This window comes from Micromonospora sp. NPDC049114, from assembly GCF_040648635.1.
Lineage (GTDB): Bacteria > Actinomycetota > Actinomycetes > Mycobacteriales > Micromonosporaceae > Micromonospora.
Map to the genome: position 1 here is coordinate 156,060 of NZ_JBEZEA010000007.1, position 12,282 is coordinate 168,341.

The window sequence follows — 12,282 nt, forward strand, 5'->3', positions numbered from 1 at the left end:
ATGGAGAAGACTGTGTACAACTCTTTCCCCCTGCACCCCGAATGCCCCGACCTCGGGCGGCTGGCCGACAACCCGGCCGAGGCGCTGCTGCGCGCGGAGGCCGACCTGGTCGCCGCCGAGAACGCGGCCGAGGCCGACCGCTACCGCACGCTTGAGGACCTGGAGGAGGCCCAGCAGGACGGCCGCGGCGTCACCCGGCGGACGTTCGTCGCCGGTGCGGCGGCGACCGCCACCGCCCTGGCCACCGCCCAGTTCGTCACCACCTCGGCGTCGTTCGCGGCGACCAAGACCGGCACCCTGATCCACGTCTTCCTCTACGGCGGGCTGGACGGGCTGAGCCTCGTCGCGCCGGACAACGACCCGGTGCTCGCCAAGGGTCGCCCCGAGCTGTTGCTCGGCAACGACTCGCTGGCCCTGTCCCGTGGCTTCAAGCTGACCAGCGCGTTCAAGCCGCTGGAGCAGTACCTCAAGGCCGGTCAGCTCGGCTTCATCCCGGCGGTCTCCGACGAGCGGCTGTCCCGCAGCCACTTCCAGGCCGCGGACGCCTGCAACCTGGGCGGTCTGCCCAACGAGACCGGCGGCCGGGGCTGGCTGGACGGACTGGTCGACAACCTCGGCAAGGGCACCGCGTTCCGCAGCGTCGGCATCGGCAGCACGCTGCCCCGCTCGCTGGTCGGCAACAACGGCGCGCTCTCGCTGAACAACGTCGGCTCGCTGCGGCTCAATGGCGACGACAAGTTCCGGGCCGCCACCGAGAAGGCCATCAAGGGGCTCTTCACCGGGATCAACCACCCGGTCGAGGAGGCTGTGCAGGAGGGCATGGGCGCGCTGGCCACGGCGCAGAAGCTCGCCGCCAAGCCGTACCAGCCCGCCGCGGGCGTCAAGTACGAGGGCGTCGGCAACGCGTTCCAGCAGCTCGCCCAGTTGATCAAGGGCGGCGCCAACGTCCGGGTCGCCACCGTCGGCATGGGCGGCTACGACACCCACGAGAACCAGGGCACCCAGGCGGGCGGTCAGCTGCACCGCCGGCTGGGCGAGCTGGCCAGCGCGATGGCCGCCTTCTTCACCGACCTCGGCCCGCAGGCCGCCGACGTGACGATCATGGTGTCCAGCGAGTTCGGCCGCCGGGTCGGCTCCAACAAGGGCGGCACGGACCACGGGCACGGCGGAGTGGTCACCGTCCTGTCCGGCAAGAAGCTGGCCGGCTCGCTGCTCGGCACCTGGAACGGCCTGGACAAGCTGGACTCCGGCGACGTGCCGGAATACAACAACATGTTCAACGTGTACGGCTCCCTGGCGCAGGGCCGCTTCGGGCTCACCAACGCCGAGGTGCAGAAGGTGTTCCCCCGCATGAAGTACGCACCGATGAAGCTGTACGCGTGACGCATTCGCACACCCACGCCGCCGGCCGCCGCACCGGGACGACCTCGTCCCGGCACGGCGGCCGGTCGGCTGCGCCCGTACCCCCGCAGATCCCGGCGCGGCGCGGACCCGGCGGCCGCCGGCTGCTGGCCGCGCTGCTCCTGGTCGGGCTGCTCGCCAGCGTGCTGCCCTGGTGGCTGGGCACCCCCGCCGGCTCGCTGCGGACCACCGCGGCCACCGTCACCGCCGCCGGCCGGATCACCGGCCTGATCGCCGGCTACCTGCTGCTCGTGCAGGTGCTCATGATGAGCCGGCTGCCGGTGCTGGAGCGGTGGATCGGCGGCGAGCAGCTCGCCCGCTGGCACCGCGACATCGGCGCGACGCTGCTGGTAGCCGTGCTGTCGCACCTGTCGCTGATCCTCGTCGGGTACGCCGACCTGCGGAACCAGTCGGTCCTGGCCGAGGTGGGCACGCTGCTCGGCGACTACGAGGACATGCTCTCGGCCTTCGTCGCCACCGGCATCATGCTCGTGGTCGGCTTCAGCAGCGTCCGGGCGATCCGTCGGGCGCTGCCCTACGAGGTGTGGCACCTGCTGCACCGGTCGAGTTATCTGGTGCTGCTGCTCGGTTACGGGCACCAGTTCACCCACGGCGCGCAGCTCTACAAGCCGGGCCCGGTGCGGACCGGCTGGATCGCGCTCTACCTGCTGGTGGTCGCCGCCCTGCTCTGGGGCCGGGTGATCGCGCCACTGGCGTTCAACCTGCGCTACCGGCTGCGGGTCGCCGACGTGGTCGCGGAGAGCCCGGACACCATCTCCATCTACCTCACCGGGGAGCGGCTGGGTCGCCTGGAAATGCTCGGCGGGCAGTACTTCCGCTGGCGCTTCCTCACCCCCGGCTGCTGGTGGCAGTCGCACCCCTTCTCCGTCTCGGCCGCCGCCAACGGCCGCTGGCTGCGACTCACCGTCAAGGTCGTCGGCCGGCACACCGCCGACCTGCGCGACCTGGAACCGGGGACCCGGGTGTGGGCGCACGGACCGTCGGGCACCTTCACCGCCGCGCACCGGGTGCGCGAGCGGGCGCTGCTGATCGCCGGTGGCAGCGGCATCACGCCCATCCGGGCCATGCTGGAGGAGCTGCCGCCGGGCGCCGCCCTGATCTACCGGGCCCGTACGCCTGCCGACGTGCTGCTCAGCCGGGAACTGGACTGGCTGGCCCAGGAACGCGACACGTCGATCTGGTACGTCATCGGCTCCCGCGACGACCCCGGCCCCCGCCAGCTCATGAGCCCGGACGGGCTGCGCCAACTGGTGCCCGACGTGGCCCGGCGCGACGTCTATCTCTGTGGGCCTCCCGGGCTGGTCGAGCAGTCGGTGCGCGCGCTGCGCCGCGCCGGCGTGCCCCGCCGGCAGATCCACCTGGCCACCTTCGAGCTGTAGGAAGGCATCGCATGCGTCGCGCGTTGTTCGCGATCACCGGACTGGCTGCCAGCACGACCGCGCTGGTGGTGCTCAAGGGCTCGCCCGGCGCCACCCAGGTCGCCCAGAACCTGCCGACCGCGCAGCCGGTCAACCCCTCCGGGCCGGGCGTCGACCCGAGCGCCGACCCGGCCGCCGCCCCGACCGCCGGGGCACCGAAGCCGTCGGTGACCGCCGGCCCGTCGTCGTCGCCCAAGCCGACCAGGACCACCGCGCGGCCGTCGGGCACCAAGACCACCGCGAAGGCCCCGACCGCGCCGCGCACCACCACCAAGGCGCCCCAGTCGACCACCCGCCGGGTGACCGGATCGGAAGAGAAGAACGAGTACGGGTACGTGCAGGTCCAGATCGTGGTCTCCGGCAACAAGATCGTCGACGCGGTGACGTTGCAGCTGCCCAGCGGTGGAGAGTCCGACATCCACAGCGGCGACGTCCGGAGCATGTACAACGGCTCCGGCGGTGAGGTGGTGCAGAAGCAGAGCGCCAACCTCAACACCGTCTCCGGCGCCACCGAGACCAGCAACTCGTACAAGCAGTCGCTGCGGGCCGCGATCGAGCAGGCGTTCTGACGTGCCGCCCGCGCTGACCCGACCCGGGCTGTGCCGGGTCGAACAGATCATGGGTACGACGATCACCCTGGACCTCGCCGACGACCTGCCGTCCGCGCGCCTGCGGGAGCTGGCCGATGACGTCTTCGCCTGGATGCGCGAGGTGGACGGCCGCTTCAGCACGTACAAACCCGACAGCGAGGTGTGCCGCTTCGACCGGGGCGAGGTGCTGCTCTCCGAGGCGTCGGCGGACCTGCGCTTCGTGCTGGAGGCGTGCGCCGACCTGTGGGGCGCCACCGACGGCTTCTTCGACGCGTACGCCACCGGGCGGCTCGACCCGTCCGGGTTCGTGAAGGGCTGGGCGGCGCAGGTCGCCTCCGACCGGCTGCTCGCCGCCGGCGCGGCGAACCACTGCGTCAACGCCGGCGGTGACGTGCGCGTCCGCGGCTTCTCGCCGACGGGGGAGCCTTGGCGGATCGGCATCCGGCACCCCTGGGACGCGATGGCGACGTGTCTGGTGCTCGCCGGCACCGACCTGGCCGTGGCCACCTCCGGGGTCTACGAGCGCGGTCGGCACGTGCTGGATCCCCGGCGGGGTGCGCCGGCCGGCGGGCTGCGCTCGGTGACAGTGGTCGGCAGCGATCTCGGCGTCGCCGACGCGTACGCCACCGCCGCCCTGGCCATGGGCGCGGCGGGGATCGGCTGGCTGGACCGTCTGACGGACCACACACACGCGGTCGTCACCGACGACGCCCGCCAGTTCCACTCCACCGCGCTCCCCCTGACGGTCTAGACCCCGCGCCCGTGTCCGCGATCTTGCAGTTTCTGTCGCTGCTTCGTCGCCCTTTGACAGGGCTTGCCGCGACACAAAGTGCAAGATCGGCGGCGTGGGGTGGGTGGGGGTGGGGTCTAGCGCAGCGGGCGATGGGTGCCGGCGGGGCGGGTGCCGGTGGGGCGGGGCCGCCCGGGGCGCGAGCCGGCCGGGCGGGTGCCCGCCCAGCGGTGCCGCCGGTGGCTGCGACGGGGCGGTTCGGTGCCGCCGGGATACGGCGATCTGTCGTGCGTGGACATCGTTCCCCCGTTCGTGGCGCGCGTTCGCGCTGTCACCTGCTCAACGAGCACCGGCCGCTCGGCGACGCTGTCGGCCACCGGATCGAATCGTCGGCCGGGGCCGGGTCACCTGCCCCGGCGGGGCAGGGGCAGGTGACCCGGGAGCAGGTCGGGGGCGAGCGTCACCCCGCTGGCCAGCAGCGCCTCGATCAGGGTGTTCTGCACCAGGTAGGAGTCCGGAAGCTGCCAGCGGGCCTGCTCCGGGGCGACCGCCCAGCGGACGGTCCCCTCGGGCAGCCGGGTGGGTGGCGCCGGGATCCACGAGCCCGGCCCGTGCCGCACGACGTGGAAGCAGTGCTCCAACTCCGGTCGGAGCGGGTCGCCGGGGCGGACCAGGAACATCCACCGGCCGGTGGGCGTGACCAGCACGGGCCCACGTACGCCGGTGCCGGCCGGGTGGACCTGCACGGCGTCGAGCACGTGCCGACCGAGGTGGGCGGGCACCTCCAGCACGTCGAAGGTCCGCCCGGTGGGCAGCAGCACGCCGTGCGGGCGGGTGCGCCACCAGGTGGCCACCCGGGCCGGGTCGGTGGTGGCGGCCAACTCCCAGTTCTCCAGGGCGGGGTGGCAGCCCACCGTGGGGCAGCCGGCCCGACCGCACACGAACCGGCTGCGGGCGAGGCACGCGCCGGGGGTCACCTCCCAGCCGTGTACGGCGTACCGGATGGCGACCCGGCGCAACCGGACGCGTTCCAGCGGCGACAGTTCGGCGACGCGCGGTACGACGTTCCCCCACATGTGTGCCATCTCCCCTCGTCGGGCCCGGCGAACGCCAGGTCGCATGTCGAGCACCGTCACTGCCGTAACCCACGATCGTTGAGGTTGACGAACGGCTCGTGCAACTTGCACGAAAAGTACGAGGACTGGCTGTCCGGCTGACGTACAGACTGTGCGACCAGCGAAAACTGCAAGACGAACGATGGATCGCCGCACCCGCGGACATCGCCGGCACCCGATGGGTGGAGGCGGCAGGGGAGGGATGGGGAGATGGACGAGCTACCCATTGGACGGCGAGTGGCCTACTGGCGTGGGCGACGCAAGATGTCGCAGCAGGTCTTCGCCGACCGCCTGGGCAAGTCGAAGAGCTGGGTGGACAAGGTCGAGCGGGGCGTTCGCCGGCTGGACAAGTTCTCCGTCCTCTACGAGATCGCCGACATCCTGCAGATGGACGTGCAACTGCTGCTGGGCCGTGACCCGGAGCGGCGTACCGACGCGCTGAACTGCATCGACCAGGTCGAGGTGCAGGAGATCCGGGCGGCCCTGGAGCGGTACGACTCGATGAGCGCCTACTTCGACGCCGTGCCGTACCCGCCTCCGCTGGACGACATGCGCAAGGCCGTCAACCATGCCTGGCTCACCTACCAGTACGGCCGCTACGGAATGCTCACCCGGGCGCTGCCCAAGCTGCTGCGCGACGCTCAGGCGGCCGACGCCGCCTACGGGGGAGCGCAGGCGCCGGAGGCGGCCCACCTGCTCGGGCAGGTCTACCAGATCGCCTCGTCGGTGCTGCGCAAGCTCGGCGAGTGCGAGCTGGCCTGGCTGGCCGCCGACCGGTCGATGGCGGTGGCCCAGCGGGCCGACGACCCGCTGCTGGCCGGCATCGCCACCACCCGGGTCTGCAACGCCCTGGTCGCCATGGGTCGGGCCCGGCCGGCTCTGGAGCTGAACGTCCAGATCGCCAACCGGTTGGCTCCGGGCGGCAGCAACGAGGTCTCGCCCGCCCGGCTGTCCGTCTACGGGATGCTGCTGTTGCAGGGGGCCATGGCGGCGTCGCGGATCGGCGACTCGGCAAGCGTCGACGACCTGATCAACTGTGCGCAGGAGGCCGCCACCCTGCTCGGCGGCGACTACAACCACTACTGGACCTCGTTCGGCCCGACGAACGTCGAGTTGCACCGGGCCGCTGCCGCCGTCGAGCTGGGTGACGGGGGCCGCGCGGTGGAGGTGCACCAGGTGCGCATCGTGGAGCCCGCGTTCAACGCGTTGCTGCCCGAGCGCCGCGCCCACCACCTGCTCGACATCGCCCGGGGGTACGCCCAGATCGGCGACGTGGCGAACGCCGGCGAGATGCTGCTGCTCGGCGATCGGCTCGCGCCGTCGGAGATCCGCTGCCGGCCGATCGCCCACGAGGTGATGTCGGACGTCCTTCGTCGCACACGTGGTGCGCCGCCTTCTCCGATTGCGGAGTTGGCTGAGCACATGGGAGTAGGGGTATGAGCGCGGAGCCGGCGTGATGACCGGCGCACCACACACCAGCGAGCACCGTGCGGTGCTCTACGTCATCGCCTGCGGTTCGCCGCTGGCCCGCCACGTCGGCCGTCTGGTGGAGTTGGCCCAGTCGGACGACTGGGACGTCTGCGTGGTCACCACGCCGGACGGCGCCAAGTTCGTCGACCAGCCGGCCCTGGTCCGGCAGACCGGCCACCCGGTGCGGACGCACTACAAGAATCCCGGCGACCCGGACGTGCTGCCGCCGGCCGACGCCATGATCGTCTGCCCGGCGACCGTGAACACGGTCAACAAGTGGGCCGCCGGCATCGCCGACACCCTCGCTCTCGGGCTGCTCGTCGAGGCGCAGGGCAAGGGCATCCCCATCGTCGCGGTGCCGTACACCAACGTCGCGATGGCCGCCCACCCGGCGTTCCGGGCCGGCGTGGCCCGGCTGGCCGACTGGGGCGTCACGGTGCTCTTCGGTGATCATGTCGTCGCCCTGCACCCACCCGGGACGGGTGAGCAGCACCTGCACGCGTTCCCCTGGCAGATGCCACTGGCCGCGCTGCGGACCGTCGCGTACCGGGCCGCCTGAGCGCCCGGCGGTTGCCTTCCCCGGGTCGACGGACCGGCGCGGCCGGGCCGGGCGTCGCCGCCCGACGGTCCCCGCGCCGGTAAGCTGGCCCGCCGTGAGCATCAGCGCAACCACCCCCACGGTGGCGGACGTGGTCGCCGAGTTGGAACGGCGGTACCCGCCGAGCTGGGCCGAGGAGTGGGACCGCGTCGGCCTGGTGCTCGGCGAGCCGACCGCCCCGGTCCGCCGGGTGCTCTGCGTGGTCGACGTGGTGCCCGAGACGGTCGCCGAGGCGCTGGCCGTCGGCGCGGACATGATCGTCGCGCACCACCCGCTGCTGCTGCGGGGTGTCTCCTCGGTCGCGGCGACGACAGTCAAGGGGCGGATCGTCCACCAGCTGATCCGGGCCGGCGTGGCGCTGTACGCGGCGCACACCAACGCCGACGTCGCGTCCCCCGGCGTCTCCGACGCCCTCGCCGCCCGGTTCGGCCTGACCGGGCTGCGTCCGTTGCAGCGGCCGGCGACCGGCTCCGCCGCCGAGGGCGACGACCGGGGCATCGGCCGGATCGGGGAGTTGCCCCGCCCGATGACCCTCGCCGAGCTGACCCGGCACGCCGCCGCCGTGCTCCCCGTCACGGCCTGGGGAGTTCGCGCCGCGGGGGATCCCGGGCGTATGGTTCGTACCCTCGCCGTCAGCGGTGGGTCGGGGGACAGCTTCCTCGGCGCCGCGGCCGCCGCCGGGGTGGACGCGTATCTCACCTCCGACCTGCGGCACCATCCGGCCAGCGAGCACCTCGCCGCCGATGGTCCCGCCCTGATCGACGCCGCCCACTGGGCGACCGAACGACCGTGGCTGGACGACCTGGCCGCCCTCCTGCGAGAGGCGCCGGGCGTCGAGACGCTGGTGTCCGACCTGGACACCGACCCGTGGACCGTGCACGCCGCCGCACCCGTTGTGGACGACAAGGAGCCCGACCGTGAAGGCTGACCCCCAGGTCCAGCGCCGCCTGCTCGACCTTCAGGCGATCGACACCAACCTCGCCCAGCTCGCGCACCGCCGCCGCTCGCTGCCGGAGCGCGCCGAACTGGAGGCGCTGGCCCGGGAGCTGTCGTCGCTGGAGGACGAGCGGGTACGCGCCCAGGTCGCGGTCGACGACCTGGACCGGGACATCGCCCGCCTGGAGAAGGACGTCGAGCAGGTGCGGGCCCGCAAGGAGAAGGACCAGAACCGGCTCGCCGCCGGCACCGGCCCGGCCCGGGAGCTGGAGGCGCTCCAGCACGAGCTGACCTCACTCAACCGGCGCCAGGGTGACCTGGAGGACGCCGAGCTGGAGCTGATGGAGCAGCGGGAGACCGCGCAGGGCGTGCTGGACGGCGTGGAGCAGCGGCTGGCCGACACCCGGGAGAAGCGGGCCGCCACCGAGCAGCGCCGCGACGACGCGCTGGCCGAGATCGCCAAGGAGGAGGAGTTCAAGCGGGGGGCCCGGCAGCCGCTCGCGGCCGACCTCCCGGCCGAGCTGGTCACCCTCTACGACAAGATCCGCGAGGACACCGGGTTGGGCGCGGCACTGCTCACGGCGGGTCGCTGCGGCGGCTGCCGGCTGGACCTCTCCGGCGCCGACCTGGCGCGCATCCGCAAGGCGGCCCCGGACGACGTGGTCCGCTGCGAGGACTGCCGACGGATCATGGTCCGTACCAACGAGTCGGGCCTGTAGGTCGTGGCGCCGCGCGTGGTCGTCGTCGAGGCCGACGGCGGGTCCCGGGGCAACCCGGGGCCGGCCGGCTACGGCGCGGTGGTGCGCGACCCGGAGACCGGCGAGGTGCTCGCCGAGCGCTCCGAGTCGCTGGGTACGGCGACCAACAACGTCGCCGAGTACCAGGGCCTGATCGCCGGTCTGCGGGCCGCCGCCGAGCTGGACGCCGCCGAGGTGGACGTCCGGATGGACTCCAAGCTGGTGGTCGAGCAGATGTGCGGCCGGTGGCAGATCAAGCACCCGGGCCTGCGGCCGCTCGCCGCCCAGGCGGCCACGCTTGTGGGCCGCTTCGGCGCGGTCCGCTTCACCTGGATCCCCCGCGAGCAGAACCGGCACGCCGACGCGCTGGCCAACGCCGCCATGGACGCCGCCGCCGGCCGACCCACCCCGCCGCCGGCCTCCCTCGGCGCACCGGCCTCGGCCAGCGCCCCGGCCGGGGGCGCCGCGACGGGCAGCGACCCGGGCACCGCGCCGGCCTCCTGGGAGCCCCGTCCGAGCTTCACCGCCACCCGCCTGATCCTCGTGCGGCACGGCGAGACCGCGTACACCGAGCAGGGTCGCTACTCCGGCCGCGGCGACGTGCCGCTCTCCGAGCGCGGCCGGGCCCAGGCCGCCGCCACCGGCGCCCGGGTGGCCGCGCTGGCCCCGTCCGTCGCGGCCGTGCTCAGCTCACCCCTGTCCCGGTGTACGGCCACCGCCGCGGCGATCGCCGGGGCGCTCGGTGACGTGCCGGTCCGCACCGAGGCCGACCTGATCGAGTGCGACTTCGGGCAGTGGGAGGGGCGCACCTTCGCCGAGGTACGCCAGCAGTGGCCGGGGGAGATGGACGCCTGGCTCGCCTCACCGCGGATCGCCCCACCGGGCGGCGAGTCGTTCACCCACGTGGCCGAACGCGTCCACCGGGTCGTCGGCGCGCTGCCGGCGGCGTACCCCGGGGAGACCGTGGTGGTCGTCTCGCACGTCTCGCCGATCAAGCTGGCGCTGCGCGACGCCCTCGCGGCCAGCGACGCCTTCCTGCACCGGCTCTTCCTGGACGCGGCCGGCATCTCGGTGCTCGACCTGTGGCCCGACGGCGGCATCGCGGTCCGCACGGTCAACGACACCGCGCACCTGCCCGCTGCCTGAGCCGCGCCCCTGCGGCGTCCGTCGCACCTCGCTGCACCGCCTGAGCTGTGGTCCTCGGGCGCCCGCTGCACCTCGTCCACCGGCGAACTGTCGCGCCGTTCGGCGCAGCCGGTGCGCCGTTCGGCGCAGAGCTGTCCGCGCGCTGATCGTGACGGCGGTCACAGAGTCGTAGCCTCCGGCCGTTACATCGAGTGCCACGACTCCCCGGAGGTGTGTCAGATGGCTGCACCGGAACCGGAGGCGCCCACCACGGCGCGATCCCGGGCGAAGGACCACAGCCCCTGGAACTGGTTGCTCTTTCTCCCCATCGTGGTGCCGCTGATCCCGGTGTTCTTCAACGGTGACGCGCCCCGGATCTTCGGGTTTCCGCGCTACTACTGGCTGCAACTGGCCTGGATCCTGCTCGGCGTCTCCACGACCACGCTCGTCTACCAGATGACGAAGAAGCGGGGTGAGCGCTGATGTGGCGGGACCATCTCACCGAGATCATCGTCTTCTCCCTGCTGTTCCTGCTGGTCAGCGCGATGGGCTTCGTGGCCGCGCGGTGGCGGCGGCCGACGGACATGGCGCACCTCGACGAGTGGGGCCTGGGCGGGCGCAGCTTCGGCGGCTGGATCACCTGGTTCCTGGTCGGCGGCGACCTCTACACCGCGTACACCTTCGTGGCGGTGCCGGCGCTGATGTTCGGCGCCGGGGCGGCCGGGTTCTTCGCGGTGCCGTACACGATCGTCGTGTATCCGCTGGTCTTCCTGGTGCTGATCCGGCTCTGGTCGGTCTCGCACCGGCACGGCTTCGTCACCCCTGCCGACTTCGTCCGTACGCGGTTCGACTCGCCGGTGCTGGCGCTGCTGATCGCGATCACCGGCATCGTGGCCACGATGCCCTACATCGCGCTGCAACTGGTGGGCATCGAGGCGGTCCTCAAGACGATGGGCGTCACGGGTGACAGCGCCCTCGCCCGGCACCTGCCGATCATCATCGCGTTCGCCATCCTGGCGGCGTACACCTACCAGTCGGGGCTGCGCGCACCGGCGCTGATCGCGTTCGTCAAGGACAGCCTGATCTACATCGTGATCCTGGTGGCGGTCATCTACCTGCCGTACAAGCTCGGCGGTTGGGGTGACATCTTCGACGCGGCGGACGCGAAGTTCCAGGCGTCACCGAACCCGAACGACGGCATCCTGCTCAACGGCAACAACCAGTTGCAGTACGTCACGCTGGCGTTCGGCTCGGCGCTGGCGCTGTTCCTCTACCCGCACAGCATCACCGGCGTGCTGGCCAGCCGGAACCGTGACGTGATCAAGCGCAACATGTCGGCGCTGCCGGCGTACAGCCTGCTGCTCGGTCTGATCGCGTTGCTCGGCTACATGGCCATCGCTGCCGGCGTGAAGCCGCTGCCGGGGGCGTCGGCGGGCAGCGTCGACAACAACACGATCGTGCCGCTGCTGTTCGACCAGCAGTTCCCGGACTGGTTCGCCGGGGTCGCGTACGCCGCCATCGGCATCGGCGCGCTGGTGCCGGCGGCGATCATGTCGATCGCCGCGGCGAACCTGTTCACCCGCAACATCTACAAGGAGTACCTGAAGCGGGACGCCACCGCCGCGCAGGAGGCGAACGTCTCGAAGATCACCTCGCTGGTGGTCAAGGTCGGGGCCGTGGCCTGCATCGTGTTCCTCGACCCGCAGTTCTCGATCGACCTCCAGCTCATCGGCGGCGTGATCATCCTGCAGACGCTGCCGGCCGTGGCGCTGGGCCTCTACACCCGCTGGTTCCACCGCACCGCCCTGATCGTCGGCTGGGTCGCCGGCATGGGGCTCGGCATGTGGATGCTCTACCAGGTGGCCAGTCCCACCCGGAAGCACTTCGGCGGGTCCGCGTTCCCGCTGGAGAAGTTCGGCTTCGACACGCCCAAGACGATCTACGTGGGCATCGTGGCGGTGCTGGTCAACGTGGCGGTCGCCGCCCTGCTGACGCTGATCCTGCGGGCCGTCAAGGCGCCCGAGGGAGTCGACGGCACCACGCCGGACGACTACTTCGCCGACGAGGGCGACCCCCGCATCACTCCCGGCGTCGACCGCGACGCCGACCCGGCCCGCGAACCTGTCGCCTGAACCGTCCCC

Annotated in this window: 12 protein-coding genes; 11 read left to right on the forward strand and 1 reads right to left on the reverse strand. The window is 72.3% G+C overall.

The features are described from left to right. The 4 genes from AB0B39_RS21125 to AB0B39_RS21140 are packed head-to-tail and all read left to right on the forward strand — an operon-like array spanning nucleotide 1 to nucleotide 4,181. Nucleotides 1-1,383 (forward strand): DUF1501 domain-containing protein, encoded by a 1,383-nt coding sequence (locus AB0B39_RS21125; RefSeq protein ID WP_357496544.1) that lies wholly within the window; start codon nucleotides 1-3, stop codon nucleotides 1,381-1,383. Further along, nucleotides 1,380-2,801 carry a ferredoxin reductase family protein gene (locus AB0B39_RS21130; RefSeq protein ID WP_357496546.1) on the forward strand — a complete coding sequence of 474 codons (1,422 nt, stop codon included), beginning with the start codon at nucleotides 1,380-1,382 and terminating at the stop codon, nucleotides 2,799-2,801. The genes AB0B39_RS21125 and AB0B39_RS21130 overlap by 4 nt, the downstream gene beginning before the upstream one ends. Nucleotides 2,802-2,812: 11 nt before the next feature. Continuing rightward, entirely contained in the window at nucleotides 2,813-3,409 is a 597-nt protein-coding gene (locus AB0B39_RS21135; protein ID WP_357575138.1) for an FMN-binding protein, read from the forward strand. A gap of 49 nt (nucleotides 3,410-3,458) precedes the next feature. After that, nucleotides 3,459-4,181, forward strand: coding sequence for an FAD:protein FMN transferase (locus AB0B39_RS21140; RefSeq protein WP_357496803.1), 723 nt, complete (start codon nucleotides 3,459-3,461; stop codon nucleotides 4,179-4,181). Between the two features lie 383 nt (nucleotides 4,182-4,564). Here the strand turns inward: AB0B39_RS21140 and AB0B39_RS21145 are convergent, their stop codons facing one another. Continuing rightward, complete coding sequence (locus tag AB0B39_RS21145; protein ID WP_357496805.1) at nucleotides 4,565-5,236, reverse strand: bifunctional DNA primase/polymerase; 672 nt, start codon at nucleotides 5,234-5,236, stop codon at nucleotides 4,565-4,567. Nucleotides 5,237-5,485: 249 nt separating this feature from the next. On the opposite strand from AB0B39_RS21145, the gene AB0B39_RS21150 reads away from it, so the two are divergent. The 7 genes from AB0B39_RS21150 (at nucleotide 5,486) to mctP (ending at nucleotide 12,273) form a co-directional block, all read left to right on the forward strand. After that, the gene (locus tag AB0B39_RS21150) at nucleotides 5,486-6,715 is read left to right on the forward strand and encodes a helix-turn-helix domain-containing protein (RefSeq protein ID WP_234586449.1); all 1,230 of its coding nucleotides are present in this window, start codon (nucleotides 5,486-5,488) and stop codon (nucleotides 6,713-6,715) included. A 16-nt stretch (nucleotides 6,716-6,731) separates the two neighbouring features. After that, entirely contained in the window at nucleotides 6,732-7,304 is a 573-nt protein-coding gene (locus AB0B39_RS21155; RefSeq protein ID WP_234586453.1) for a flavoprotein, read from the forward strand. Between the two features lie 130 nt (nucleotides 7,305-7,434). Next, a complete protein-coding gene (locus AB0B39_RS21160) occupies nucleotides 7,435-8,271 on the forward strand; it encodes a Nif3-like dinuclear metal center hexameric protein (protein ID WP_357575214.1) in 837 nt (278 codons plus the stop codon). Beyond that, nucleotides 8,261-8,998: a C4-type zinc ribbon domain-containing protein gene (locus AB0B39_RS21165; RefSeq protein ID WP_357496551.1), complete on the forward strand. Its 738-nt coding sequence runs from the start codon at nucleotides 8,261-8,263 to the stop codon at nucleotides 8,996-8,998. Before AB0B39_RS21160 ends, AB0B39_RS21165 begins: the two co-directional genes overlap by 11 nt. A gap of 3 nt (nucleotides 8,999-9,001) precedes the next feature. Next, nucleotides 9,002-10,162 carry a bifunctional RNase H/acid phosphatase gene (locus tag AB0B39_RS21170; RefSeq protein WP_357575139.1) on the forward strand — a complete coding sequence of 387 codons (1,161 nt, stop codon included), beginning with the start codon at nucleotides 9,002-9,004 and terminating at the stop codon, nucleotides 10,160-10,162. A gap of 219 nt (nucleotides 10,163-10,381) precedes the next feature. Further along, nucleotides 10,382-10,624: a DUF3311 domain-containing protein gene (locus AB0B39_RS21175; RefSeq protein ID WP_357575140.1), complete on the forward strand. Its 243-nt coding sequence runs from the start codon at nucleotides 10,382-10,384 to the stop codon at nucleotides 10,622-10,624. Further along, nucleotides 10,624-12,273: a monocarboxylate uptake permease MctP gene (mctP, locus tag AB0B39_RS21180; protein WP_357575141.1), complete on the forward strand. Its 1,650-nt coding sequence runs from the start codon at nucleotides 10,624-10,626 to the stop codon at nucleotides 12,271-12,273. The genes AB0B39_RS21175 and mctP overlap by 1 nt, the downstream gene beginning before the upstream one ends. Nucleotides 12,274-12,282 lie beyond the last annotated feature (9 nt).

What these genes read in the sequence shown, in the direction of transcription:
- AB0B39_RS21125 (WP_357496544.1), top strand. Translation starts at nt 1, where the DNA reads ATGGAGAAGACTGTGTACAACTCTTTCCCCCTGCACCCCGAATGCCCC.
- AB0B39_RS21135 (WP_357575138.1), top strand. Translation starts at nt 2,813, where the DNA reads ATGCGTCGCGCGTTGTTCGCGATCACCGGACTGGCTGCCAGCACGACC.
- AB0B39_RS21140 (WP_357496803.1), top strand. Translation starts at nt 3,459, where the DNA reads ATGGGTACGACGATCACCCTGGACCTCGCCGACGACCTGCCGTCCGCG.
- AB0B39_RS21145 (WP_357496805.1), bottom strand. Translation starts at nt 5,236, where the DNA reads ATGTGGGGGAACGTCGTACCGCGCGTCGCCGAACTGTCGCCGCTGGAA.
- AB0B39_RS21150 (WP_234586449.1), top strand. Translation starts at nt 5,486, where the DNA reads ATGGACGAGCTACCCATTGGACGGCGAGTGGCCTACTGGCGTGGGCGA.
- AB0B39_RS21155 (WP_234586453.1), top strand. Translation starts at nt 6,732, where the DNA reads ATGACCGGCGCACCACACACCAGCGAGCACCGTGCGGTGCTCTACGTC.
- AB0B39_RS21175 (WP_357575140.1), top strand. Translation starts at nt 10,382, where the DNA reads ATGGCTGCACCGGAACCGGAGGCGCCCACCACGGCGCGATCCCGGGCG.
- mctP (WP_357575141.1), top strand. Translation starts at nt 10,624, where the DNA reads ATGTGGCGGGACCATCTCACCGAGATCATCGTCTTCTCCCTGCTGTTC.